General features: G+C 55.4%; 27 protein-coding genes. 23 read left to right on the forward strand and 4 right to left on the reverse strand.

Translation table 11 applies throughout. The features are described from left to right. The first annotated feature begins 6 nt into the window (after nt 1–6). From FE783_RS03365 to FE783_RS03375, 3 genes are all read left to right on the forward strand, one after another. Entirely contained in the window at nt 7–747 is a 741-nt protein-coding gene (locus FE783_RS03365) for an RNA polymerase sigma factor (RefSeq protein WP_138877917.1), read from the forward strand. Between the two features lie 73 nt (nt 748–820). Next, the gene (locus FE783_RS03370) at nt 821–1249 is read left to right on the forward strand and encodes a VOC family protein (RefSeq protein ID WP_138877918.1); all 429 of its coding nucleotides are present in this window, start codon (nt 821–823) and stop codon (nt 1247–1249) included. Between the two features lie 15 nt (nt 1250–1264). After that, nucleotides 1265–1648 carry a VOC family protein gene (locus tag FE783_RS03375; RefSeq protein ID WP_158301602.1) on the forward strand — a complete coding sequence of 128 codons (384 nt, stop codon included), beginning with the start codon at nt 1265–1267 and terminating at the stop codon, nt 1646–1648. A 109-nt stretch (nt 1649–1757) separates the two neighbouring features. On the opposite strand, the gene FE783_RS03380 is transcribed toward FE783_RS03375, so the two are convergent. Together FE783_RS03380 and FE783_RS03385 are read right to left on the reverse strand one after the other, a co-directional pair. Continuing rightward, nucleotides 1758–2531, reverse strand: coding sequence for a VOC family protein (locus FE783_RS03380; protein WP_138877920.1), 774 nt, complete (start codon nt 2529–2531; stop codon nt 1758–1760). A gap of 16 nt (nt 2532–2547) precedes the next feature. Continuing rightward, a complete protein-coding gene (locus FE783_RS03385; protein WP_138877921.1) occupies nt 2548–4284 on the reverse strand; it encodes an RNA polymerase sigma factor in 1737 nt (578 codons plus the stop codon). Nucleotides 4285–4474: 190 nt separating this feature from the next. Between FE783_RS03385 and FE783_RS03390 the strand changes: the two genes are divergently transcribed. The 16 genes from FE783_RS03390 (at nt 4475) to FE783_RS03465 (ending at nt 17583) form a co-directional block, all read left to right on the forward strand. Continuing rightward, nucleotides 4475–4894 (forward strand): MerR family transcriptional regulator, encoded by a 420-nt coding sequence (locus FE783_RS03390; RefSeq protein ID WP_138878275.1) that lies wholly within the window; start codon nt 4475–4477, stop codon nt 4892–4894. Nucleotides 4895–5035: 141 nt separating this feature from the next. Further along, complete coding sequence (locus tag FE783_RS03395; RefSeq protein WP_138877922.1) at nt 5036–6730, forward strand: MutS-related protein; 1695 nt, start codon at nt 5036–5038, stop codon at nt 6728–6730. 169 nt (nt 6731–6899) lie between these two features. After that, nucleotides 6900–7229, forward strand: a complete 330-nt coding sequence (gene csaA / locus FE783_RS03400; protein WP_138877923.1) for a chaperone CsaA — start codon at nt 6900–6902, stop codon at nt 7227–7229. A 176-nt stretch (nt 7230–7405) separates the two neighbouring features. Beyond that, nucleotides 7406–7714: a YlxM family DNA-binding protein gene (gene ylxM, locus FE783_RS03405; RefSeq protein ID WP_420799711.1), complete on the forward strand. Its 309-nt coding sequence runs from the start codon at nt 7406–7408 to the stop codon at nt 7712–7714. A gap of 50 nt (nt 7715–7764) precedes the next feature. Next, nucleotides 7765–9150: a signal recognition particle protein gene (ffh, locus tag FE783_RS03410; RefSeq protein WP_138877925.1), complete on the forward strand. Its 1386-nt coding sequence runs from the start codon at nt 7765–7767 to the stop codon at nt 9148–9150. Nucleotides 9151–9356: 206 nt separating this feature from the next. Beyond that, complete coding sequence (gene rpsP / locus FE783_RS03415) at nt 9357–9629, forward strand: 30S ribosomal protein S16 (protein WP_138877926.1); 273 nt, start codon at nt 9357–9359, stop codon at nt 9627–9629. Nucleotides 9630–9650: 21 nt separating this feature from the next. Continuing rightward, nucleotides 9651–9881: a KH domain-containing protein gene (locus FE783_RS03420; protein ID WP_138877927.1), complete on the forward strand. Its 231-nt coding sequence runs from the start codon at nt 9651–9653 to the stop codon at nt 9879–9881. A 219-nt stretch (nt 9882–10100) separates the two neighbouring features. Beyond that, nucleotides 10101–10625 (forward strand): ribosome maturation factor RimM, encoded by a 525-nt coding sequence (gene rimM, locus FE783_RS03425; protein ID WP_138877928.1) that lies wholly within the window; start codon nt 10101–10103, stop codon nt 10623–10625. Next, nucleotides 10625–11377 (forward strand): tRNA (guanosine(37)-N1)-methyltransferase TrmD, encoded by a 753-nt coding sequence (trmD, locus tag FE783_RS03430; protein WP_138877929.1) that lies wholly within the window; start codon nt 10625–10627, stop codon nt 11375–11377. Before rimM ends, trmD begins: the two co-directional genes overlap by 1 nt. Before the next feature lie 432 nt (nt 11378–11809). Then, the gene (gene rplS, locus FE783_RS03435; protein ID WP_138877930.1) at nt 11810–12151 is read left to right on the forward strand and encodes a 50S ribosomal protein L19; all 342 of its coding nucleotides are present in this window, start codon (nt 11810–11812) and stop codon (nt 12149–12151) included. A gap of 185 nt (nt 12152–12336) precedes the next feature. After that, nucleotides 12337–13035: a signal peptidase I gene (lepB, locus tag FE783_RS03440; RefSeq protein ID WP_138877931.1), complete on the forward strand. Its 699-nt coding sequence runs from the start codon at nt 12337–12339 to the stop codon at nt 13033–13035. A gap of 24 nt (nt 13036–13059) precedes the next feature. Next, nucleotides 13060–13938 carry a ribosome biogenesis GTPase YlqF gene (gene ylqF / locus FE783_RS03445; RefSeq protein ID WP_138877932.1) on the forward strand — a complete coding sequence of 293 codons (879 nt, stop codon included), beginning with the start codon at nt 13060–13062 and terminating at the stop codon, nt 13936–13938. A 78-nt stretch (nt 13939–14016) separates the two neighbouring features. Next, nucleotides 14017–14667, forward strand: coding sequence for a ribonuclease HII (locus FE783_RS03450; protein WP_420799703.1), 651 nt, complete (start codon nt 14017–14019; stop codon nt 14665–14667). A gap of 92 nt (nt 14668–14759) precedes the next feature. After that, nucleotides 14760–16904: a hypothetical protein gene (locus tag FE783_RS03455; RefSeq protein WP_138877933.1), complete on the forward strand. Its 2145-nt coding sequence runs from the start codon at nt 14760–14762 to the stop codon at nt 16902–16904. Then, nucleotides 16901–17206 (forward strand): EscU/YscU/HrcU family type III secretion system export apparatus switch protein, encoded by a 306-nt coding sequence (locus tag FE783_RS03460; protein WP_138877934.1) that lies wholly within the window; start codon nt 16901–16903, stop codon nt 17204–17206. Before FE783_RS03455 ends, FE783_RS03460 begins: the two co-directional genes overlap by 4 nt. Then, nucleotides 17203–17583, forward strand: coding sequence for a YraN family protein (locus FE783_RS03465; RefSeq protein ID WP_138877935.1), 381 nt, complete (start codon nt 17203–17205; stop codon nt 17581–17583). Before FE783_RS03460 ends, FE783_RS03465 begins: the two co-directional genes overlap by 4 nt. A gap of 315 nt (nt 17584–17898) precedes the next feature. Here FE783_RS03465 and FE783_RS03470 read toward each other — a convergent pair whose 3' ends face one another. Continuing rightward, nucleotides 17899–18087 carry a DUF2524 domain-containing protein gene (locus tag FE783_RS03470; RefSeq protein ID WP_138877936.1) on the reverse strand — a complete coding sequence of 63 codons (189 nt, stop codon included), beginning with the start codon at nt 18085–18087 and terminating at the stop codon, nt 17899–17901. A 104-nt stretch (nt 18088–18191) separates the two neighbouring features. Next, nucleotides 18192–19736 (reverse strand): YifB family Mg chelatase-like AAA ATPase, encoded by a 1545-nt coding sequence (locus FE783_RS03475; protein ID WP_138877937.1) that lies wholly within the window; start codon nt 19734–19736, stop codon nt 18192–18194. A 213-nt stretch (nt 19737–19949) separates the two neighbouring features. Between FE783_RS03475 and FE783_RS03480 the strand changes: the two genes are divergently transcribed. From FE783_RS03480 to dprA, 4 genes are all read left to right on the forward strand, one after another. Next, nucleotides 19950–20210, forward strand: coding sequence for a hypothetical protein (locus FE783_RS03480; RefSeq protein ID WP_138877938.1), 261 nt, complete (start codon nt 19950–19952; stop codon nt 20208–20210). Nucleotides 20211–20612: 402 nt separating this feature from the next. Further along, nucleotides 20613–21773 carry an ADP-forming succinate--CoA ligase subunit beta gene (gene sucC / locus FE783_RS03485; protein ID WP_138877939.1) on the forward strand — a complete coding sequence of 387 codons (1161 nt, stop codon included), beginning with the start codon at nt 20613–20615 and terminating at the stop codon, nt 21771–21773. 22 nt (nt 21774–21795) lie between these two features. Then, nucleotides 21796–22728: a succinate--CoA ligase subunit alpha gene (sucD, locus tag FE783_RS03490; protein ID WP_138877940.1), complete on the forward strand. Its 933-nt coding sequence runs from the start codon at nt 21796–21798 to the stop codon at nt 22726–22728. Between the two features lie 184 nt (nt 22729–22912). Next, the gene (gene dprA, locus FE783_RS03495; RefSeq protein WP_420799704.1) at nt 22913–24019 is read left to right on the forward strand and encodes a DNA-processing protein DprA; all 1107 of its coding nucleotides are present in this window, start codon (nt 22913–22915) and stop codon (nt 24017–24019) included. Nucleotides 24020–24025 lie beyond the last annotated feature (6 nt).

Consider the following 24025-nt stretch of genomic DNA (forward strand, 5'->3'; position numbering starts at 1 on the left):
GAACCATTGGGCGAGAAGCAGAATTTATGTTCCGCAGCCGCGATACTCGATCTTGTCCATCCGTATCGGCATGATCTATACCGGTTCTGCAAAATGCTGACCCGATCGGAATGGGATGCGGACGACCTCGTTCAAGAGACGCTGGTAAAGCTGTTTACATACGGCAGGAATAGGGAGATTCCGGTAAGCAAATCTTACCTGTTCAGAACGGCAACGAACGCGTGGATTGACATATGCCGCAAAAATAAAGTGGTCCTCGTGGAGCTGCAGGAGCTGCCGGATACGGCTGCTGCGGACCCTGATCCGATAGAGCTGCACGGCTCGCTGGAGCTGCTGCTGGAAACGCTGCCACTCGGTCAGGCAACCGTCGTGCTGCTTATGGACGTCTTTCAATATACGGCGAAGGAAACGGCGCAAATGATCGATTCCACCGAAGGAGCGGTTAAAGCGATGCTTCATCGCGCAAGAGCCGGAATTCGCAAGCAAGCCGCCTCCGACCGAATGGAAGACGGCTCAGGCGCATCTGCAGCTTCCCGGGCGAAGCTTACGGACAAACCGCCGCATCAGCTCATTTCCCGTTTCTTGGACGCTTTCCGCCGTTACGATCCGTACGAGATCAGCGCCGCGTACATGGAGCTGCAGCGAAATGAAATCGAAGTTGGCCGTCATGCCGAAGGACGGGCACTGTTTTTCCGTTTCCGGGACCCGGAGGGGAATTTGTGCGTTATCCATTCCGAACTTTTTTAGCAAGCCTGCGTATCGAATCGTCACGATTTCTCGTTGTATAGGATGAAGACATATAAGCCGAGGGGGCGATCGAATGGGGGAAGCGATTTTAAACCGGATTCGTATGGTCAGTTTGCGGGTAAGGAGCAAGGCGGCGGCCGAACAATGGTACACGGGAACATTGGGGCTGCGCGTATTGTGGAGAAACGAATCGACGGTGGGGCTTCAGGCGGGTGAAACGCGGGGAGCGATCGTCGTATTGGTGCAAGCGTCGGATCCTTCGCGCTTCGAGCGGGAGAGCGCCGTTCATTTCTCCACGCCGGACATTCAACTGGCATTCGACAAGGTGAAAGCGAGCGGGGCCGCTTCGTTCGTGGAACAAATTCAAACATCGGGGTCCGCATCCGCGTTCTGCTATTCCGATTCCGGACAGCCGACGATGGTATGGTCGGAATTCGATCCGACGGAACGCACCGAAGAAATAGCGGACTTGATATCCCGTTTTGTTCCGGTGCTGGCTTAGTAAAGGGGGATGGATATGAACGAGGCGAAACGGCAATTGTCTCATATCGGCGTCGTGTTCCGGCATGTCGGGGATTTGGACGGTATGCGCGATTTTTATGAGAACGTATTGAATATGGAGAAGCTGTGGGTCGCGCCGAACGGGGCTACCGGGTTCCGTACGGGAAAGGAGCCGGGTCCTACTATTATTGTCGATCGGAAACAGACAAGTCCGGATCGCCTTGTCGCGTTTAACTTCGAGACGGCGGACGTATTCGGCTTTCATCGGAAGCTGCGGGCTCAGGGGGTTAAGACCGACGAAGTTAGGACGTTCGAGGATCGTTCCGCGCTGTTTCACTTTACTGATCCGGACGGGTATACGCTTATGATATGGGGCTGCAACCAACGTGACACGAATTAGAGGGAGACGCCGCATCCCTTCCCTATAATCGAAGAGCAGCACAAAACGCACCCCGATCGGAAAAGACTTCGAGCCTTGCCCGATCAGGGGCGCGATAGTACAAGACGGATTAAGGGTGGCGCCGGGCGGATTCCACTGCGAGCAGACGACCGTCACAATCGTTGAAGAGGATCGGCTGTCCCCGTTCGGCATCAGCGGGACCGGTCAACAGATCCGCCTGCATCGCTTTCAAGTGCTCATAGGCGGCCGGCAAATCTTCCGAATGCAGACGCAGAAGCGGGAACGCCCGGTTTCCTTGACCGTCGTCGGGTATAAGCTCAATCTGCGTACCGTCCTGAAGTCCGATCCGAAAACAGCCGTTGTCCGCCACCACCCCGGCCGGCTCAGGAACAGACAGCCATTGCGCGTAAAACGCTCCGGCTTTGCGCACATCCGAGACCGGCAGCACTAGATGGGACGTCCGGGCATCGATAGGACTCGCGCTCGTTATCTGTACCGTACCGGTGTAAGGATACGGACGGTCGGCGACGGCAAACATGTTGTGGTCCGTATCTCGGCACGTAAAGTATAAATAATTTACGCCTTTCTCGATCGGCGATACGTGGGCGAAAGGAAATAGCTTCGTATGCTCGTTAGCGGCGGAAAGCTCCTTCGCGACAAGAACGGCAGCCGGTCTCGCCAACGGTTCGCGGACATCGGCCGCACGGATATCGTCCAGCAGCAGCAAACGGCCGTCGGACATGCGAAAAGCATACATTTCCCCGTTGAACAGCTCTTTAATAACCGGACAGCCGAATAAGGAGCTGTAGAAGCGAATAGCCGGCTTAAGCCGCCGCGCGCGCAGCCGCACGCAGTCGAGCTCGTAAGAAACGGTAAAAGTCATAACGGTTTTCCTCCTCCTAGAACACCCAGAACGGATCGGGCTCGAGCAGACGGGGGGGTTCCCCGATCGCGCTCATATGGTCCAGCAATCGTTCCAACGATGCAAGCCCGGCTTCCTCCGCGGCGCGCGCCCGTTTCAATAACGAGACGGCTCGCTCAGCCGTTTCCCTGAGGTGGGGCTCTCCCCCCAGCGGGTAAGGGAACATCGTCTGCAGCTGACGGAAAGCTTCGGTAACCTCGGAGTAGCGGGATGACGCATCGCGCAGCAGCTTGACGACGGCATCATCCTGAGAAGCTTCGGACTCCCGCTCGTTCGTTTTTCTGCGCAGGTAGGAGGCGGCATAGCTTCTCATATCCCCGACATTCCGCATATTGGCCGCATTGCCCGCCGCGTCTACTGTTCGGTTGGCAAAGGCTTCTATCCATGCGTCATAAGCATCCAATCCGTTCACGATACCAGTGAACGTCGTCTCCTTGCCCCGTCCGTGGGCAACCGCCATAGCGAGCATGCGGCGAAAGCTTTCGTTCTCGTCCATCCGTACCGCCTCCTCGATGACAAAGCCGTACAAGTGACGATTGCGGAATGATTCGTAAGACACTTCCATTGCGGTCAGCGTATCGGCGGCATAGAATACTTCTCGATCATCGTCATATCCGTAATAGAGCGCGAACTGGGGATTTTTGCCGCTGCCGAATAGGGCCGGAACGCCGCGGTCGATCGAATCCCGGATCATGTCCAGCAGCATTCGGTACAGCTCTTCCTTTACTTGGCTTTCCGGCATGTTCTCGTAGCCGAATTTGTCGATTAGGGAGGAGTTGTGCCCCAGATTCATCATGCTGTTTGGAAACATCGTCGTTCCGGCATACATGTACACGCCGCATAGATCGATTTTGCGCCGCTCGATGTTGATCTGGAACGCGTGTCCGGTGACGGCCATCACTTCGTCGTAAGGAAGATGGCCTTTGCCGACATAGGGAAGCGCGTAATAGACGCAGTTCCGGATTGACTCGTTGTAAAGTCCGGTACGGGAAAACAAGATCGCCGGCTTCGCCAGCACGACACGTTTACTCGAAGTCATCGCCATTTCCTTTCCGCCATAAGGCGAGAGTCGGGCGCGAAGCTGTTCCTCCCGCAGTTTTTTCCGGGATCGGGACAAAGACATGTAGACGCTGGCGGTGCTCATTTGCAGCAGCTCGGCAATCTCGCGGGCCGTCAGCTCCTGAACGACATGCGCCTCGAAAATTTTCCGCTCGGCCGGCTTCAGTCTGCGACACATCGCCTCGATCGTCTCCAGCACTTCGCGGCGCAGCAGCAGCGCGCAAGGGTCGTACTCCCGGGAAGCGGCGATTGCCGACGGCGTCATTGCCGGCCAGGCGTTCTCCGACCCGTACGCTCCTTCACGCGGCTCCGGCTGAGCGAAAGCGGACATCGGCTGTTCCTTCCCGAACCGGCCGCCGCCGTTTCGCATACTGCGCAGCGCTTGGTTATGGACGATCCGGCGAAGCCAAGGCAGGAAACGCCGCATGTCGACAAGCGTCCCCAGCCGCAGAAACGATTTCATGGTCGCCTCCTGTACGACGTCTTCCGCCAGGTGGGGATCTCGGACGATTGCATGCGCCCAGCCGTATACTTTGGCGCGATGACGCAGCACCAGCTCTCCGAACGCTTCCGGATCGCCTGCGCGCGCCATTGCCACTAGAGCCGCATCATCCCCGGCTTCTATCGCCGAACGTCGATTTTGTTCACTCCTCATCGTTTCCCTCCTTCGCGCCTCTATGATATAGAGCCTTTTCGAAGTCGTTATTTAACAAAGCGTACAAAAAAATGTTTAAAACGTCTATCGATCGGTTTAATAATATTGCCGCACGACATTGGTTACAGTATACTGTAACTATAACATTATGATGTAACATTGACACAATGGTGGTAAAGAGGTGACGCAATTGAATACTTATACGGCCAAGCAAGTTGCGGAGGTTCTCCAGCAGGACGATCCGCAAATGAATTTGAGAACGGTCCGCTACTATACGCAAATCGGACTTATTCCCCCTCTGGAGCTAGTCGGCAACAAGAGAGTATATACGGATAAGCACCTCCATTATTTTCGGGCGGCGCTCACATTGGCCAAGAGCGGGGAGACGCTGGCTGCCGTCCAGGAGAAGCTAAAGGCGCTTCCTGTACAGGAAGTGGTCAAGATCGGAGAAAGCCTTCACCTGTACCAATCGAAGCCATGGATCGGCAATGAAACGTACAAGATCGGCGATGACGTCATCATTTCGGTAAGTCCGCGCATTTCCGCCGAGCTTCGAACGAGCGTGATCGATACCGTAACCCGGATGCTGAAAGGAGAGACAAGCCGATGATCCGCTGCAAATTCTCGAAAGCCGTCATGGCCGGAAAGAAAGTATCGCGTCGACTGTTCCCGAGCTTCGGCTTTGCCGGTCCGCTTAACCCACGGTAATGCAAGGCTATGAGATAGTCCATATCGATTGGGAGGAACTTTTATGGAAAAACTTGATGCGGCAAGCTTGCTGTGGCCGACGGAAATATCAAAGAACGAGTACAGGGATACGATTCGCATTGCCGACCAAACGATCGCGGACCTGGGACTGGAGCGTATTTTCCAGGAGCTGTGCTGCAATCATAAATATTATAACGACACCAAGAAGCTATTGTTGAATTTGTGCGACGATCCTGACGTAATCCGGTACCGGCTCGATATTTTGGACGATTTTCTTCATATTCCCGAGCTTGCCGCACAGTTCGAGAACGTATTGCCGATTATGCACAAGCTTGACATCCACCATCGATCCAAGGTGATAACGGGAGCGGAGCTGCTGCGAAAAATTGCTTGGCAATTGGAAGCATTGGAAGTATACGTTCATTGCGCGGCCGCGGTGAAATCGTTATCGACCCGCTTTAGGCAAGAGGTGAAATCGGCAGGCCTGCGCCGTCTGTTCGCGTTCATCGAGCATATAACCGAAGACGACGGATACCGGTCGCTCGCCGCGACGCTTCCCGATTATCGGAGGAAACTTCAAGGCATGTCCAGCGTTACGATCGGCATTAATTTGGACAACGAGCTAAAGCCGGCCGAAGCGATCATTTTATCGCTGGATGCGAAACCTTTCAAGAACAGGAAAAGCTCGCTGCTGTCCAGCTTGCTCGGCATGAAATCGGTCGAAGAGCCGTACGAAGGCATATCCCCGTTCCAAAATATCGTGAAGCTGAATCATTCGGCGCTCGATACCGCTCTGCTCAAAAGCTTGGAGGACGTATTCAACGACGCGCTGCTCCCGATCGGAAACGCCATAAAACGGTATATCGATGTCAATATCCCCGCGATTACGAATCTGGAAGCGGAAATCGGCTATTTTGTCGGCGCCTCCAAGTTTTACAATCTGCTATCCGCTGCCGGACTCGCCGTATGCAAGCCTGATATCGCTCCCGCCGAGGATCGGATATGCCGGATCCGGAACATGATCGACGTCATCCTGGCGGTCGGATTGACCCGACAGCATCCCGGCTTGCATCTGAATAATTCGATCGTCGCCAACGATATTGATTTTGGGCCCGACGGAAGAGTGTACATCTTAACCGGACCGAATCAAGGCGGGAAAACGACGTATACCCGGGCGATCGGAGTCGCTCAAGTGTTGTTTCAGGCGGGACTGTTCGTGCCGGGGAGCCAAGCCGCCATGAGTCCTACGGACGGTCTGTATACCCACTTCAGCGAAGAGGAGAAGCCGAATATCGACAACGGCAGGCTCGGAGAGGAATCCAAGCGGCTGCACGACATTTTTATGAGCGCGACGCGGCATAGTCTCGTCTTGTTGAATGAATCGCTATCCAGCACGAGCTCGAGGGATAGTTTGTATTTGGCCCGGGATGTCGTGAAAGGTTTCAAAGTTCTCGGCTGCAGGGCGGTCTATGCGACACATTTGCTCGAATTGGCTGCCGGCGCCGATCGGATCAACGAGGAACTGCCCGGGGAAAATAAAGTAATCAGCATGGTCGCCGGAGTGGAGCGCGAATCCGATTCCGCCGATCGTCCCGGCTTGAAAGCGAAACGGACGTACAAGGTCAAGCCCGGTCCGCCGAATGAAATCAGCTTCGCCAAAGATATCGCCCATCTGTACGGAATCAGCTTCGATCAGATCGTGCTGACGTTGAAAGACCGTAGCGCAATCGACAGATAAGGAAGGTGCTTGAAGAAATACGCCTGCGATTCCGTTGAATCGTGGGCGTTTTTTTCGAATATGGGTACAGGAGAAAATGATTGAAACCGAACATAACGTTGACAATAGGCTTGAAAGAAGGGCAAGCTGATGGAATAGACCCCATGTAGGAGCAGAGGAGCGATCATGAATGTCAACCTATGAGCAATTTGCCGAATTGGATATTCGCATCGGAACGGTGCTGGAAGCCGAACCGTTCCCGGAAGCCCGTAAACCGGCCATCAAGCTGAAGATCGATTTCGGTCCGCTAGGCGTGAAGCGGACAAGCGCCCAAATCACGAGAAGGTATGCGCCGGAGTCGTTGATCGGGAGGCAGGTGGCGGCGGTAGTCAACTTTCCTCCGAAGCGCATCGCGGGCTTCGTCTCCGAGGTGCTCGTGCTCGGAGGGGTGCCGGAGGAGGGGGACGTCGTGCTGTTGCAGCCGGGAGAGCGCGTCCCGGACGGAACTCCGGTCGCTTAGGCATCGGGATTAGAAGTGACCTAGACAAATTTCCGACTGACAAGGTAAAATACTTGACATTGCTTCCGACAGTCGTTATGATTAGATTTGTTGTCGTTGTAAAGTGTTTTTCCTTTACAGGAGGTGTGGCGCGGGTGACAGGTGAAGAGCCTCTCAGCAAGACGAACCGCATCAACATGCTGTTCGATATTTATGGGCAGCTGCTCACCGACAAGCAGCGCACGTTTCTCGGCCTGTATTTCCATGACGATTATTCGCTCGGCGAAATAGCCGCGGAGTTCGAGATCAGCCGTCAGGCGGTCTATGAACACATCAAGCGGTCTGAAGCGGCGCTCGAGGAATACGAGACGAAGCTTCGGCTCGTGGCCAAGCATGAAGAGCGCAGACGGTTTGCGGACCGGATCGAGGCGATCTTCGGCGGAGAGCCGCCCGCGGAACCGGACGAATTGAAAGAGCTAGTGAGAAAGCTGTACAATATAGATTGAACGACTGATTTTGCTTTAACCGACTCCACCGAAGAAACGGGGGGATGACCATGGCATTCGAAGGATTGACCGGCCGTTTGCAAAATGTGCTCAGCAAGCTGCGCGGCAAAGGCAAGCTGACCGAGGATGACGTAAACGAAGCGATGCGCGAAGTTCGACTGGCGCTGTTGGAGGCGGACGTCAACTTCAAAGTCGTCAAAGATTTCATCGCCAAGGTGAAGGAGAAGGCGATCGGCCAAGAGGTGCTCAAAAGCTTTACGCCCGGCATGGTCGTCATCGATATCGTCAACAAAGAGCTGACCGCGCTGATGGGCGGTACGCAGAGCAAGCTGGCCAAGGCGAACAAGCCGCCGACCGTCATCCTGATGGTAGGTTTGCAGGGCGCGGGGAAAACGACGGCGTCAAGCAAGCTGGCCAAGCTTCTGCAGAAGCAGAACCACCGTCCTCTACTGGTCGCGGCCGATATTTACCGCCCGGCGGCCATCAAGCAGCTGCAGGTGCTCGGCGAGCAGATCAAGGTGCCGGTATATACGCTCGGAGACAAGACAAGCCCGGTCGATATCGCGAAGGGCGGCTTGCAGCACGCGAAAGATAACGGCAACGATTATTTGATTATCGACACGGCCGGCCGGCTGCAAACGGACGAGCAGCTGATGGAGGAGCTGAAGCAGATTACCGCTTCGGTAGATCCCGACGAAACGCTTCTCGTCATCGATGCGATGACGGGACAGGAAGCGGTCAATGTCGCCGAAAGCTTCCATTCCCAGCTGGAGCTGACCGGGGTCATTCTGTCCCGGCTCGACGGCGACATGCGCGGCGGCGCGGCGTTGTCGGTCAAAGCGATCACCGGCTGCCCGATCAAGTTCGCCTCCATGGGCGAGAAGGTCGATTCGCTCGAGCCGTTCCATCCGGAACGGATGGCTTCCCGCATACTCGGTATGGGCGATATGCTGTCGCTGATCGAGAAGGCGCAATCGAGCATCGATGCGGAGAAAGCGGCGGAGATGGAGCGCAAAATGCGCAACGCCGAATTCACGTTCGAAGATTTCCTCGAACAGATGGAACAGGTCAAGAAGCTCGGACCGATCGACCAGCTGCTCGATATGCTGCCCGGAGCGAGCAAGATGAAGGGCATGAAGGATCTGAAAGTCGACGACAAGCAGATGGGACGGGTCGTCGCGATCGTCAAGTCGATGACGAAGGAAGAGAAGCTGAAGCCCGAGCTGTTGAATGCAAGCCGCCGCAAGCGGATCGCGGCGGGCAGCGGCACATCGATTCAGGACGTGAACCGGCTTATCAAGCAGTTCGACGACATGCGGAAGATGATGAAGCAATTTTCGTCGATGATGGGCCCCGGCGGTCCGAAGGGCTTGAAAAACATGAAGAACATGAAGAAGCTCGGCAAGGGCGGCGGCTTCAAGTTCCCGTTCGGTTAATGTAGGAAGTACTCGGAATTAGCTTCGAAGCTGCACGTCACTTTATGGGGCATGTATTAGGGGGGCTCCCCCAAAAGTACTAGGAGTAAGCTCCAGAGCTTCGCTTCACTTTTGGGGGAATTGTTCCGGGGTCCCCATAAAGTACTCGGAATAAGCTACGAAGCACATCTTCACTTTATGGGGTATTTAAGGGAGGTGAAAACACAATGGCAGTTCGCATTCGTTTGAAACGTATGGGCGCTCATAAAGCTCCTTTTTACCGCGTGGTCGTATCGGATTCCCGTTCCCCGCGCGACGGCCGTTTCATTGAAGAAATCGGCACGTACAACCCGTTGACTACGCCTGCTTCCGTCGCGATCGACGAGGAGAAAGCGTTGAAATGGCTGAAAGACGGCGCGCAAGCGTCCGACACGGTTCGCAACCTGTTCAGCAAAGCCGGCATCTTGACTAAGTTTCACCAATTCAGACAACAGAAGTAATCTGTTGAATTGGAGGTTGCTATGAAAGATTTGATCACCGTTCTCGCCAAGGCGTTGGTTGATCATCCGGAAGATGTCGTCGTGAGCGAAGCCGAGGAGAAAGACGAGATCGTGTACCGGCTGTCCGTTCATCCGTCCGATATGGGCAAGGTGATCGGCAAGCAGGGACGCATCGCCAAAGCTTTGCGCACCGTCGTCACATCGGCGGCCGTGAAACATAACAAGCGCGTGTCCGTGGAGATCGTCTCCTGACGGTGGAAACGGACCTCGCGCAGATTGCGCGCAATCGATCGGGATGCGGGTGCATAACGGTTCGGGCGGCTGCGCAAACTGCGAAAGAGAAGGGTTAGGCATGTGCCTAACCCTTTTCCCGATCCGGCGGGACTTGTCTTCCGAACCCGTCGCTATCGCTGCAGTACAGGTCGATCCGGCGCGTCATGGTGTCGGGAGGACCGGATATGGAGGGAACGAATGAGCGGAAAACTGTACAACGTCGGCAAAGTGGTCAATACGCACGGGATACGAGGCGAAGTAAAGGTCGTGTCGCAAACCGACTTTCCGGAGGAGCGGTTCGGCAAAGGCAGCCGGCTCGTACTGACGGAGCCGCAGAACGGGGACGCCGAGCTCCGGGTCCAAGTCGAAAGCGCGCGTTTGCACAAGAATGTATATATCGTCAAATTCAAAGGGTACGATAATATTAATGAAATCCTTCCCTACAAAGGCTGGCTGCTGAAAGTATCCGATGAGGAGCGTAAGCCGCTTGACGAAGGCGAATATTATTACGAACAAATTATCGGCTGCCGCGTCGTGACGGACGAAGGGGAGGAGCTCGGCACGATCGGGGAAATATTGGCTCCAGGCGCAAACCATGTGTGGGTGGTCGAACGTCCGAAGGGCAAGCCCGTACTGCTGCCCGTTATCGACGATGTCATCCTGGACGTGGACGTAGAGGCGAAGCAGGTTCGCGTACATATAATGGAAGGTTTGATCGACTGATGCAAATCGATGTGCTCACCTTGTTTCCCGCCATGTTCGACGGGGTGTTCGGTTCGAGCATTTTGGGTAAAGCGCGGGATAAGGGGATCGTAAGCTTCAAGACGGTCAACTTTCGCGAATATGCCAATAATAAGCACAATACGGTTGACGATTACCCGTTCGGAGGCGGAGGCGGAATGGTGCTGAAGCCCGAGCCGATCTTCGCGGCGGTGGAAGACTTGACGAGTGCGGGTCAAGTCCGCCCGAGAGTGATCCTCATGTGCCCGCAAGGCGAGACGTTTACGCAGCGCAAAGCGGAAGAGCTGGCCGGAGAACAGCATCTGATGTTTGTTTGCGGACATTATGAAGGATACGACGAACGCATCCGCGAACATTTGATTACGGACGAGCTGTCGATCGGAGATTACGTGCTGACCGGCGGAGAGCTTCCCGCAATGGTAGTCATCGACAGCGTCGTACGGCTGCTGCCCGGTGTTCTTGGCAATGAGCAATCGGCCGTCACCGACTCGTTCAGTACCGGCTTGCTGGAATATCCGCATTACACGCGACCTGCCCAATTCCGCGAATGGAGCATTCCCGACGTGCTTGTGTCCGGCCATCACGAGAATATCGCCAAGTGGCGCCGCGAGCAGTCGCTGCTTCGCACGCTGCGGCGTCGGCCGGATTTGCTCGAGAACGCCGATTTGACGCCGAAGGAACGGGAATGGCTCGATCGGATGCGCCGGCAGGAATCGGCTGAAGACCCGGGGTGACCGGCTTGTATGAGATGTCTGATGGAAAACATGCAGGTAATATCGGCACTCGATAACCATTAGCAATGTTTTGCTGGAAAAGATGCAGCTATTTTACAAGCCACCATCGGCGATCGGGCCAATCAGGTAAACGAACTGGATTTATTCCGGCTCGTCATGATAAAAGTGCCGTTACTCCCGAAAATAACTGCATCTTTTCCATTACGGACGAATGGGACGGCCGGTGCGAGTTTGTGCAATATGGTCTGAAATTACATCACACGTTCATATGAAACTACGAATCAAATTTCCTTGCTTTTTGTGGGCAACTATGGTAATATGTCCTTTGTTGTGGTTTTTTCTTAATTCGGTGGTCCGCTGCGAGCCATGATGAGAGCCGATGGAGCTTTCGGAGCGAGTACGAACATCTGAGTGGAAGGAGGGAGTCAACCTATGAATCTCGTACGTCAAATTACGCAAGAACAGCTTCGTACAGGTTTGCCGAACTTTCGTCCGGGCGATACTTTGAAAGTGCACGTTAAAGTTATCGAGGGATCTCGCGAGCGGGTTCAGTTGTTCGAAGGCGTTGTTATTAGACGCCGCGGCGGCGGAATCAGCGAAACGTTCACGGTTCGCAAAGTTTCGTACGGTGTAGGCGTGGAAAGAACATTCCCGCTTCATTCGCCGAAGCTGGAGAAGATCGAGGTGGCTCGCCGGGGTAAAGTTCGCCGTGCGAAGCTCTACTATCTGCGCGACCTGCGCGGTAAAGCGGCTAGAATTAAAGAGATTCGTTAATCGGGACGGGGGCTTGCCACAAACAAGTCCCTTTTCGTTTATGTCATAGAACGATTCATGAAGGTTGTCGCTTCATCGGAAAGCTTCGCTCAGAAGCTTTTCTTTGTATCGGCAATGAATCGGAAGCAGACCGGCTCCTCGTCGTAACCGTATCGAAAATAATCCGGGATTGGGAGGGAGATGCTATGAACGAGAACGAACGGAAGGATTCCGAAACCGGCTTGGCTGACGGAACCCGTCCGGATGTCCGCAGCGGCGCGTATGATGCCCGGGAGCAGTCCGCCTTAGCGGAACAACTGCAGCCCGACAATAGGAACGAATTGACATCGGCTTCGGGAACGGCGGTAAAGGCCAAAAACGAAGTGTGGGAATGGACGAAAGCGCTTCTGATCGCTTTCGCGCTGGCGTTCCTGATCCGCTATTTCCTGTTCGGATCGTACATTGTCGACGGCCCATCGATGAAACCGAATTTCCATACGGGCGAACGGCTGATCGTCAATAAAATTTTGTACGACATGCGTACGCCGCAACGCGGTGAAGTTGTCGTCTTTCACGCGACACCGGACAAAGACTTCATTAAACGCGTCATTGCCCTTCCGGGAGAAACCGTGAAGGTGCAGGGCGACGAAGTGTATATTAACGGCCAGCTGCTGGACGAGCCTTACTTGAAGGAAGTCGTGGAGCAGGCGAAGCAGTCGGGAAAGTCTTATAACGATTTGAACTGGCCGGAATCGAAAGTGCCGGAAGGCGCCGTATTCGTGATGGGCGACAATCGTTCGGACAGCACCGACAGCCGGATGATCGGACCGGTCACGTTCGACAAAATCGTCGGACGCGCGGAAATCGTCTTCTGGCCCATAGTGGACATGCAGTGGATACATTAAGGACAATCGCCGGGAGGTGACGGCATGACGACGATACAATGGTTTCCCGGTCATATGACAAGAGCCAAAAGGCAAATTCAGGAGAAGCTCAAGCTGATCGATATCGCCTTCGAGCTGCTGGATGCCCGTGTTCCGCTGTCGAGCCGCAATCCGATGATCGATGAAATATTGATGAACAAGCCACGCCTCGTGCTGCTGAACAAAGCCGATTTGGCCGATCCGAGCGTGACGCGCGAGTGGATCGCCTACTTTGCGGAGGCGGGAATCGAGGCGGTTCCGATCGATTCCGTAACGGGCGAGGGCGTTCGGAGCATACCGGAGAAAGCGAAGCATGCGCTGCGGGACAAAATAGCGGCCCAACTGCGCAAAGGAATGAATCCCCGCTCGGTGCGGGCGCTCATCGTCGGCATTCCGAACGTAGGGAAATCGACGCTGATCAACCGTCTGGCGGGAAAGCATGTGGCGGCAACGGGCGACAAGCCGGGCGTCACGAAGGGCCAGCAGTGGATCAAGGCGGGCGGAGATTTGGAGCTGCTCGACACGCCGGGTATTTTGTGGCCGAAGTTTGACGATTCGCAGGTAGGCTACCGTCTGGCTGCGATCGGTTCGATCAACGACCAAATCCTGCATGTGGATGACGTTGCGTATCATGCTATACGGTTCATGTGCGAGTCTTATCCTCGCGAGCTGAAGGAGCGGTACGAGCTTGACGAAGTTCCGGCAAGCGATCTTGAACAGAACGAAATCGTAAACGTCATGGAACGGATCGGACGGAAACGCGGCTGCTTGCAAAGCGGAGGCTCCGTCAATTTGGAGAAGGCGTCCATGGTCATCCTGCGCGATTTGCGGGGCGGCAAGCTGGGCCGTATCAGTCTGGAAAGACCCAAGCTCCAACCGGTTTAATGCAAAGCACTCTCGACGGCTGAAAGCCGTTGACGGGTGCTTTTTTTTGTCTTCCTTCTTGTCCGGATTCCCGGTACAATGGAAGGAATGATAACGATCATGGGGGAACTTTACGTGCTGGAATATGAACGCGACTTGTGGAAGAGCGGCATGTGTCATGTCGCAGGAATCGATGAAGTCGGACGCGGCTGTCTGTTCGGCGATGTAGTGGCTGCCGCCGTGGTGCTTCCGGCGGAACTCGAAATCGAAGGAATCGACGATTCCAAGAAGCTGAGCGAGAAAAAGCGCGAAGAGCTGTACGCGATCATACGCGAATGCGCGCTCGGCATCGGGATCGGGCGCGTCGATGCGTCCGTCGTCGATTCGATTAACATCAAGCAGGCCGCTAGGCTGGCGATGAAGCAAGCATTGGCTGAGCTTTGCGAAACAGTGACGCCGGACTATTTATTGATCGACGCGGAGAAAGTCGACAGTCCGATCCGGCAGCTTGCCGTCATACACGGGGATGCGCTGAGCCAGTCCATCGCCGCCGCCTCCATCATCGCCAAGGTGACGAGAGACAGGCTGTGCCTGCAGTGGGATATCGAATACCCCGAATACGGTATCGCTTCGCACAAAGGATATGCCACCAAAGTGCATAGGGAAGCGATCCTTGCTTACGGCGCATGCCCGATGCATCGGAAAACATTTTTGGGCGGGATCTTAAACGAGCAGATGGAGCTGTTCTAGCGGTACATAGCGAAACGACGGTTCAATCTGCAAAAAAACGGGTTTGCGGCCGATATACATAGTATGGATTCCAAACGGAAGGGGCGGACGGCATGAGCATGCAAATCGGTCAAATGATCAGCCATATGCTCGGCGATATGCAGCCGACGGAAGCCAAATCGTTGGAGCTGAAAGTCGGGCAAATCGTCAAAGGAATGGTGCTGCAGCTGCTCGGCGAGCAGGACGCGCTTGTCAATATCGGCGGCGTTCATATGAGGGCTAAGCTGGAAACCCCGCTCCGGCAAGGGCAAGTGACCCATTTCCAGGTGCAGCCGGAATCGAACGGCAGCCAAATCGTATTGAAACCGGTCCAAGGGCAGCAGACTCCGCTGACGGACGATTCGATAGCGGACATGATCAGAAGCTTCGGCATGAAAGACCAGCCGGACGTCCGTCAATTGGCGAAGGTGCTGCAGCAATCGGATATCGAGCTGACGAAAGCGAATATGCAGCGATTCGGTAAAATCATGGAACAGCCGCCTGTGGACATACCGTCCGATCAATGGCTCGAATCGGCTGTAATTGCCCATAAGCGAAATTTGCCGATGACTCCTGAATCGGTACGCAGTTTGCGGGAAGCGATGTTCGGCCAGCCGCTGCTCGGCCAATTGGACGGCTTGGAGGCGAGAGCGGAGGAGACGGCAAAAGCTATGGCGTCCCTCCCCGATAAAGCTTCCGCCGAGGTGAAGGAGCTTGTAGGGAAGCTGCAGCAGGCCATCCGGCTGGTGAGGGAATCGGCAGGGCCGGCGGTTTCTTCCGGCAGCCCTATTCAGCCCGACATCGCGGCTGGGGAAAATGCGGTTTCGACCAGGATTGATCCGGAGACATCCGGGAAGCCGGCAGCCGCTGCGGCTCAAAGGCAAGCGCAGGCTTCAGCAGGGAACCTGTACGGGAATATGCAGCTCCAGGGCGGCATCGATGAACAGGGAAATCCCGTTCATTCCGCACAGGAGCGGGCTGCGGCGCCTGATGAGCAGACTCGAGCGGAACCGCCGAATAGATTGAATCAGACTGTCACGAAACCGGATAGCACGGTACGGTCTCCAATGCAAGCGATTGAATTTGCGCCGCCTCAGACGAATGGGACGGATACGAATCGTGCCGCAGACATCCCTCGCCGGCCCGAGGGACCGCAACGAACGGATCAGCCGGTTCCGAAGACGGAGAGTACGATTGTACCCCAAAGGCAAACCGATGCGCCGCCGCCGCCCGAGACGAGAGGGTTGGAACCTGCACGCGCGGCGGAAAGTACGCGAAAGATCGAAGCGCAGCAGCTGCGGACGGATCTGCCTGTATCCGATCAAAGCGCGGAAGCGGAGGCGGCGGATTCCGTTCCAAGAAAAGCCGCCGAACCTGCCGAACGCGAAAGGATTGCCGCGAGGCAGACCGGCATTCAGGAACAAGATGGTTCTCAAGGGCGGCCGCCGGCGAAGGTCGAAGAAAACTGGATCAATCGGCTGTTTAAGGCCGTCGGTATGGATCATGAGCATCAAGTATCCCGGGCGATCGAGAAATCGGACCACCGGCCTCAGGCAAATGAGAGCGGTATTGCTCAGTCGGCGCTAATACCGGGGGAGCATCCGGAGCCGAACTTGCCGACGCCGGGGATCAACCGCCACGAAGCGGCGGACAGTCTCAAAAGTATACTGTTGCAGTTGAGCACATCCGACGTTGTGCCGGAACCGCTGCGGGAGCAAGCGCAGCAAACGCTGCAGCAAATAACCGGACAACAGCTGCTGCTGTCGCCGGATCGCGGAGCGGTGCTGTCTCACGTTACCTTGTTTTTGCCGGTTCGCCACGAAGGCGGGGGCGAGCATGCCGCCGCCGTTCACGTTCAGTCCCGTAAAGGAAAGCGCGGCGAGATCGATGCCCGCAATTGCCGGCTGCTGTTCGATCTGAACATGCAAACACTCGGATTAACGCTTGTGGACGTACAAGTGTTTGATCGGAAGGTGCATCTGCAGGTGCATAACGATATGCCTTTCCTCGGATCTATTTTGGAACGGTATCGCGGGGAAATAGAGGAAGGGCTCCGGCAAAACGGCTACCAGTGCATGTCTCTGAAATGCGCACCGTTTCCTCAGCCGATCCAATATGACGGCGATGCCGCACCGGCTGCGAATTCATCCGCGATCCGGTCTGCAGCAGCGTCGGCTTATCACATAAAGCCGTACAAAGGTGTGGACGTCCGGGTATGAGCGGAAAACACGACGAGAGGCATAAAGTCAAAAGAGCCGTCGCCCTGCGCTACGCGCCCGAGAAGAACGTATCTCCGGTCGTGGTGGCCAAGGGCAAGGGCCATATTGCCGAGACGATCATGCAGAAGGCGAAAGAGCACGGAGTGCCGCTCCAGGAAGATCCGTCGCTTGTGGAAGTATTGTCAAAGCTGGACATCAAGCAGGAAATTCCGACCGAGCTGTATCAACTCGTAGCCGAAATATTAAGCTTCGTATACCGCACCGATTCGCGGGCGAAAGCAAGAAAGAACGGTGGGGAATGACGGGACGGAGAAGTGCGGACGGAAGGCGGAAGCTCGGACTGCAGGGTGAGGAATTCGCTGCGGAGCACTTGGTTTCAGCGGGCTATCGAATCGTCGGGCGCAACTGGCGCTGCCCGCGCGGCGAGCTTGATCTGATCGCAGAAGACGAAGATGTGATCGTGTTCATAGAGGTCCGTTCCCGTCGAAATACCGGGACGTTCGGCAGTCCGGAAGAGTCCGTAGACGCCCGCAAACAAAAAAAAGTGCGCGACACCGCGCAGTATTACCTGTACCTTGGCAAGGCACTGGAGCGGAAAGTCAGGTTCGACGTCATTACGGTCACCTTCATGCCGGAAGGCAAATTTCTCGCATTGAACCATGTGAAGCATGCTTTCTAGTTCCACGGTCAATAACAAGGGCATAGCCGTCCGGACGATAAGTCCAGGCGGCTTTTTTGCCTCCCGGAGGCTGCTAGAAATAAAGTACAGTACCCGGGAGAGGGTGGCCGGAGCGCAGAAGAACTGAAAAGCGGTCATTATCCGATCCGGTGGTTTGTGAAATAAGAGCCTGCAGCAAGCAAAATGCCGTCATGACCGGTCCGGTCTTTGACGGCATTTTGTCCTTGTACAAGGAATTTCTGTAGGGGGGGTTCCCCAGAAGTAGTCGGAATAAGATACGAAGCGGATCTTCACTTCTGGGGGATTTGAAAGCGGTCAGCTTTCGCCGGTAATGGAGCATTTGTTGCGGATAAACCGGATTTGGTTCTCGACCCGGTTCAGCCGTTCCTCGTCCTCTTTGGACCCGTTCGACTGCGCCCGCAGCTGCTCGGCTTCCTGCAGCAGCTCGTGCAGATCGCTTCCCGCGTTGGCGCAGTTATAATCGCTTTCCAATTGTTCGAGCATGTCGTCCTCCGTTACTGATCGTAATTTGCGGCAGCGCCCGATTATTGTGCGCATAACGACGTCAGGGTAAACATGGTATCCAACTTCATTCGTTCGTTTGACGTTCAAAGGCTTCGGTCCAGACACCGGTATTGAAGAGCTTCCGCAAGGTGGGAGGTGCCGATGCCGTCGCTGTCGTCCAAGTCGGCGATCGTTCTAGCAATTTTCAGTATGCGGTCGTGTGCGCGGACGCTTAAGCCGAGAGCTTCGAACGATTCGGACAAAAGCTTCTCCCCTTCCGGCGGGAGACGGCAATGCTCCCTCAGCATCCGGCCGTTCAGCTCGCCGTTGAACCGGATTGGTGTACCGGCATAGCGTGCGGATTGCCGGTTCAGTGCCTGGAGCACCGATTGCCGCAAATCGCGTGAAGCGGCGTTGCCGCTCGTTTGCTTCATCGAATCGAAGTCGATGCGGGGCACTTCGACGTGCAGATCGATCCGGTCGAGCAGCGGCCCGGAAATTTTCGACCTGTACTGCCGTACCTTCATGGGGGTGCACGTGCACGAGGCGGTAAGCGTAGGGAAGCCCCAATACCCGCACGGACAAGGGTTCATCGATGCCGCGAGCATAAAATGAGTCGGGAACGTAATAACGGCCTTCGCCCGGCCGATCGTGACACGCCGGTCCTCGATCGGCTGGCGAAGCACCTCGAGCACGCTGCGGGGAAACTCGGGCAGCTCGTCCAGAAACAGCACGCCGCGGTGCGCCAAGCTCACCTCGCCCGGCTTCGGATAGCTTCCCGCCCCCACCAGGCCGCCCATGGAAACGGTGTGGTGCGGGTTCCGGAACGGCCTGCGCCGGATCAGCTTCGACCGGTCGGGGATAAGGCCTGCCGCACTGTAAATTTTCGTCACTTCCAGCGATTCGTCGTCGGACAATACCGGAAGTATGGACGGTAGGCGGCGAATGAGCATCGTTTTGCCCGAGCCCGGGGGACCGATGAAGATGAGGTTGTGAAGTCCCGCCGCAGCGATCGTCAGGGCACGCTTGGCTTGGAACTGACCGCAAACGTCGACAAAATCCTCCGTGTCGACATCTTCGACATTCGACGGCATTCGCTCGTTCTGCAATCCGCGCGAAACGGGAATGCCGTCGAATAGCGGATTGTCTTTTCTTGCGAGCAATTGTGTAATGCTGTCGATTCCCGCGATGCGCATTCCTTCGATCAGTGTCGCTTCTTCGACATTTGCGGAAGGGAGCAGCACATTCGTCATGCCGCGCCGTTTGGCCGCATCGACCATCGACAATACGCCCCGGACCGGGCGGAGCCGTCCGTCGAGCGACAGCTCGCCGATCGTCAGACAACGGTCCAGCCCCGGCAGCTGCAGCTGTCCGCTCGCGCAAAGAATCCCGACGGCTATAGCCAAGTCGAATGAAGCGCCTTCCTTGCGTACATCGGCGGGAGCCAGATTGATCGTAATCCGTTCCATCGGGAACGCCGCGCCGCTGTTTTTGAGCGCGGAGCGGACCCGCTCCGTCGATTCTTTTACGGAAGAATCGGGCAGCCCCACGATTTGAAAATGAGGAAGGCCGTTGCTGATATCGACCTCCACGTCGACGATCGTCCCGTCGATGCCTTGCAGGCAGGCTCCGTACATTTTATCGTACATGCGAAAAAGCACCTTCTTAGTCCAGATTAACGCCGACATGGAGAGTGAGGCCCAAGTCCAGGCGTTTCGGGAGAAAAAAGGTGCTTCCTTATTTTTTCCATGCTATGTATTTCTACAAGATAGGCCGAAATCCTCCTTGAATCTTGCGGATCATAATTAAAATGGTTCCGGGTGGGGATAATGGAAAAGAGAGAGAAGCGAGGTGATTGCGATATGCAGGAAAAACCGTATTATTGTCCGGAGTGCCGTTCGAATCGGACCAAATTCCGGGTGCTTTCCACAACGTACCGATCATTCATGAAAGATGCGATTACGGGAATGGTGCAAAATTTGACGGAGCCGATTACGATCGAAGAGACCGAGCCGACCATCGGCTGCCTCGTCTGCGGCTTTACCGGCAACGAGATGCGCTTCATCAAGCAGGCGGAACGCGAACCGCGGGTGATGACGCCGACGACGCCGGCATACCGGTAATAGGGCCGTAACGCTTAGGAATTAAAGGGTATTACCGCCCTGACTGACGGCCGGGGCTTTGTGGACAGGTATGTCCCGATCGTCAGAGAGCAGCTGCGTTATTCCGTTAAAGTTCCTTGCTCTTGTGCGATAGCGCAAGCTTTCACGCCGAAAGCCTGCGCTATTTCCACGTTTATCCACCCGTCTATCTCAATGGCCGGAAAGATGTCTTAATGACGTCCAAAACAAAAATGATGTATAATGTTCACAAAAATTTCAGGAAACCGTCGAAAAAACGTGTTACAATAAGTAAGGCATTTTTGGGTCAACCGCGGGCGGTTTAGTACGTTCGGTGGGGAGCGGGGCATCATGCCCTTTTTTGTATACACATCACCCAAGACAGTTTGATAGGAGGATTCGAGAATGAATATCCATGAGTATCAAGGGAAAGAGGTCCTGAGACAATATGGTGTAGCGGTTCCTCAGGGCAAAGTGGCGTTTTCCGTCGACGAAGCGGTCGAAGCGGCCAAATCGCTCGGTACGCCGGTAGTCGTCGTCAAGGCGCAAATCCATGCAGGCGGACGCGGCAAAGCAGGCGGCGTCAAAGTTGCCAAAAACCTCGACGAAGTTCGTACATACGCCGAGCAAATTCTTGGCAAAGTGCTTGTTACGCATCAAACCGGTCCGGAAGGCAAAGAAGTGAAGCGCCTCCTGATCGAGCAAGGCTGCGACATCAAGAAAGAGTATTACGTAGGCGTCGTCGTCGACCGGGGTACCGGCCGTGTCGTCATGATGGCTTCGGAAGAAGGCGGTACGGAAATCGAAGAAGTGGCTGCCCACACGCCGGAGAAAATTTTCAAGGAAGTGATCGATCCCGCTATCGGTCTGCAGCCGTTCCAGGCTCGCAAGCTCGCTTATTCGATCAACATTCCGACCGCGCTTGTAAACAAAGCCGTACAGTTCATGACGGCTCTTTATACCGCGTTTGTGGACAAGGACTGCTCCATCGCCGAGATCAATCCGCTCGTCGTAACCGGAGACGGCAATGTTATGGCGCTGGACGCCAAATTGAACTTCGATTCGAACGCGCTGTACCGCCACAAAGACATTTTGGAGCTGCGCGACCTGGACGAAGAAGACGAGAAGGAAATTCAAGCTTCCAAGTTCGACCTGAGCTACATCGCGCTTGACGGCAACATCGGCTGTCTCGTCAACGGCGCCGGCCTTGCCATGTCGACGATGGACATTATCAAATATTACGGCGGCGAGCCTGCCAACTTCCTCGACGTAGGCGGCGGCGCGACGGCCGAGAAAGTAACCGAAGCGTTCAAAATCATTTTGTCCGATCCGAAAGTAAAAGGAATTTTCGTCAACATTTTCGGCGGCATCATGAAATGCGACGTTATTGCGGACGGCGTCATCGAAGCGGCCAAGCAAGTAGGCTTGGATCGTCCGCTTGTCGTGCGCCTGGAAGGTACGAACGTAGATCTGGGCAAGAAAAAGCTCAATGAATCCGGACTCAACATCGTCGCGGCCGATTCGATGGCGGACGGCGCTCAAAAAATCGTTTCGCTGGTGAAGTAATTCGAGAGGAGATGAACGTTCGATGAGCATTTTGATCGATAAAAATACGAAAATCATTACACAAGGCATCACCGGTTCGCAAGGGACTTTCCATACGAAAGGCGGCCTTGAATACGGCTCCCAATTCGTAGGCGGCGTAACGCCGGGCAAAGGCGGTACGGAAGTCGAATTTTCTCTGGAAAACGGATCTACCGTGAAGCTGCCGGTATACAATACCGTTATCGAAGCGAAGAAAGCTACCGGTGCAACCGTTTCGCTCATTTTCGTTCCTCCGGCTTTTGCCGCGGATTCGATTCTTGAAGCGGTCGATGCCGAGATGGATCTGGCAATCTGTATTACCGAAGGCATTCCGGTGCTGGACATGGTTCGCGTCAGCCGTTACATGGAAGGCAAGAAAACTCGTTTGATCGGACCGAACTGTCCGGGTGTCATCACTCCGGGACAATGCAAAATCGGCATCATGCCGGGATACATCCACCTGCCGGGTCATGTCGGCGTCGTATCGCGCAGCGGAACGCTTACTTATGAAGCGGTTCATCAGCTGACTACGCGCGGCATCGGCCAATCGACGGCCGTAGGGATCGGCGGAGACCCTGTAAAAGGCTCCGAGTTCATCGACATCCTGAAGCTGTTCAACGAAGATCCGAACACGTATGCCGTCATCATGATCGGCGAAATCGGCGGAACCGCGGAAGAGGAAGCGGCCGAGTGGATTAAAGCGAACATGACGAAGCCGGTCGTAGGCTTCATCGGCGGCCAAACGGCGCCTCCGGGAAAACGCATGGGACATGCCGGCGCGATCATCTCGGGCGGCAAAGGAACGGCGGCGGAGAAAGTGGCGACGCTCGAAGCTTGCGGCGTAAAAGTAGCTCCGACTCCTTCCGAGATGGGCTCTACGCTCGTCAGCGTGCTTGAAGAAAAAGGCTTGCTCGAGAAGTGCATCGTGAAAAAATAAATGTTGTCAAGAGCGATAGCGAATCGCTCGAAGAAGGTAAGCAACCTTCCGCATCCCTCCAAGGGGTACGGGAGGTTTTTCTTTTTTGGACCGGGTCTGGGGGGCTTTTCGGGGGCTCCCCCAAAAGTACTCGGAATAAGCTGCGAAGGGTTTACTTCACTTTTGGGGGAAATTTTTCTAAGGGGTGCTTTACTTGATAAACGACCGTACTGTATTATTTGGATTGCACGAGTTGGAAGGCGTAGGGTGGAGAACGATCGACCGGCTGGCGTCTGGAGTGTCCGGAGCCTACTCGTGTTTGCTCGATGCGGAGCCCGCCGATTTGGTCGCGTTCGGCCTGAAGCCGAGTGCGGCGGAGCATATTTGCAGCAAGCTCACTGTACCGTTTATAGAAGGACGGTTGGAAGCTTACGAACGTTCCCGCGTCTCCGTCATGACCGCGCTTGATTCGGATTACCCTCCGCTGCTGAGGGAAATCGCACAGCCTCCTTGGATCCTTTACTTCCGCGGGGATATGCGGGTGCTGGAGCGGCCTTCGATCGCAATGGTTGGGACGCGTTCGCCCACCGCATACGGCAAAAAGATGGCGTTCGAGCTCGGTCGCGATTTGTCCGCTTACGGAGCGTGCGTCGTCAGCGGATTGGCCAGAGGCATCGACGCGAGCGCTCATCGCGGTGCATTGACGGAAGCGGGCAGCACCGCGGCCGTGCTCGGATGCGGACCGGATACCGTGTATCCGCTTGAAAACGCTTCCCTTTATGCGGAGATCGAAGAGAAAGGGGTTTTATTGACGGAATATCCGCTGGGAACACAAATTAAGCCCGGGCTGTTTCCGCAGCGCAACCGTATCATATCGGGATTGAGCTTAGGCACTGTCGTCGTGGAGGCGGCGGACAGAAGCGGGTCGCTCATTACGGCCGACCAGGCGCTGGAGCAATCCAGAGACGTATTCGCCGTCCCGGGGCCGGTTACGTCTCCCAAAAGCTCGGGAACGCTCGAGCTGATCCGGCAGGGCGCGAAAATGGTCGCGAGCGCCGAACATATATTGGAAGAGTACGGCAGGCTCGTCCCGTTAGGCGGGAGAAGGCGGGAAAACGCGGTCGGGGCCGATTATGCGGCTACCGAGGACGAGCGAAAACTGCTCGGATTGTTGTCGGCCGCACCGGTCACCTTCGATGAGCTGTTGACGCTTACCGGGTTTGAATTTGGACATTTGCATTCAGTTCTGTTAAATTTAATTTTGAAAAAAAAGATTGCACCGTTATCCGGTTCATCTTATATGACGTTATGACGCCTG

The sequence above is a fragment of the Paenibacillus mesophilus genome (assembly GCF_005938385.1).
Taxonomy (GTDB): domain Bacteria; phylum Bacillota; class Bacilli; order Paenibacillales; family NBRC-103111; genus Paenibacillus_AB; species Paenibacillus_AB mesophilus.

Coding starts and splice junctions, on each gene's coding strand:
- ylxM (WP_420799711.1), top strand. CDS start 7,406: ATGCTGTTCGATATTTATGGGCAGCTGCTCACCGACAAGCAGCGCACG.
- rplS (WP_138877930.1), top strand. CDS start 11,810: ATGAATCTCGTACGTCAAATTACGCAAGAACAGCTTCGTACAGGTTTG.
- FE783_RS03380 (WP_138877920.1), bottom strand. CDS start 2,531: ATGACTTTTACCGTTTCTTACGAGCTCGACTGCGTGCGGCTGCGCGCG.
- rimM (WP_138877928.1), top strand. CDS start 10,101: ATGAGCGGAAAACTGTACAACGTCGGCAAAGTGGTCAATACGCACGGG.
- FE783_RS03475 (WP_138877937.1), bottom strand. CDS start 19,736: ATGTACGATAAAATGTACGGAGCCTGCCTGCAAGGCATCGACGGGACG.
- FE783_RS03375 (WP_158301602.1), top strand. CDS start 1,265: ATGAACGAGGCGAAACGGCAATTGTCTCATATCGGCGTCGTGTTCCGG.
- FE783_RS03370 (WP_138877918.1), top strand. CDS start 821: ATGGGGGAAGCGATTTTAAACCGGATTCGTATGGTCAGTTTGCGGGTA.
- trmD (WP_138877929.1), top strand. CDS start 10,625: ATGCAAATCGATGTGCTCACCTTGTTTCCCGCCATGTTCGACGGGGTG.
- FE783_RS03455 (WP_138877933.1), top strand. CDS start 14,760: ATGAGCATGCAAATCGGTCAAATGATCAGCCATATGCTCGGCGATATG.
- FE783_RS03385 (WP_138877921.1), bottom strand. CDS start 4,284: ATGAGGAGTGAACAAAATCGACGTTCGGCGATAGAAGCCGGGGATGAT.
- FE783_RS03395 (WP_138877922.1), top strand. CDS start 5,036: ATGGAAAAACTTGATGCGGCAAGCTTGCTGTGGCCGACGGAAATATCA.
- FE783_RS03465 (WP_138877935.1), top strand. CDS start 17,203: ATGACGGGACGGAGAAGTGCGGACGGAAGGCGGAAGCTCGGACTGCAG.
- rpsP (WP_138877926.1), top strand. CDS start 9,357: ATGGCAGTTCGCATTCGTTTGAAACGTATGGGCGCTCATAAAGCTCCT.
- sucC (WP_138877939.1), top strand. CDS start 20,613: ATGAATATCCATGAGTATCAAGGGAAAGAGGTCCTGAGACAATATGGT.
- FE783_RS03450 (WP_420799703.1), top strand. CDS start 14,017: ATGGAAGGAATGATAACGATCATGGGGGAACTTTACGTGCTGGAATAT.
- sucD (WP_138877940.1), top strand. CDS start 21,796: ATGAGCATTTTGATCGATAAAAATACGAAAATCATTACACAAGGCATC.
- FE783_RS03480 (WP_138877938.1), top strand. CDS start 19,950: ATGCAGGAAAAACCGTATTATTGTCCGGAGTGCCGTTCGAATCGGACC.
- FE783_RS03420 (WP_138877927.1), top strand. CDS start 9,651: ATGAAAGATTTGATCACCGTTCTCGCCAAGGCGTTGGTTGATCATCCG.
- FE783_RS03460 (WP_138877934.1), top strand. CDS start 16,901: ATGAGCGGAAAACACGACGAGAGGCATAAAGTCAAAAGAGCCGTCGCC.
- lepB (WP_138877931.1), top strand. CDS start 12,337: ATGAACGAGAACGAACGGAAGGATTCCGAAACCGGCTTGGCTGACGGA.
- ylqF (WP_138877932.1), top strand. CDS start 13,060: ATGACGACGATACAATGGTTTCCCGGTCATATGACAAGAGCCAAAAGG.
- csaA (WP_138877923.1), top strand. CDS start 6,900: ATGTCAACCTATGAGCAATTTGCCGAATTGGATATTCGCATCGGAACG.
- FE783_RS03470 (WP_138877936.1), bottom strand. CDS start 18,087: ATGCTCGAACAATTGGAAAGCGATTATAACTGCGCCAACGCGGGAAGC.
- ffh (WP_138877925.1), top strand. CDS start 7,765: ATGGCATTCGAAGGATTGACCGGCCGTTTGCAAAATGTGCTCAGCAAG.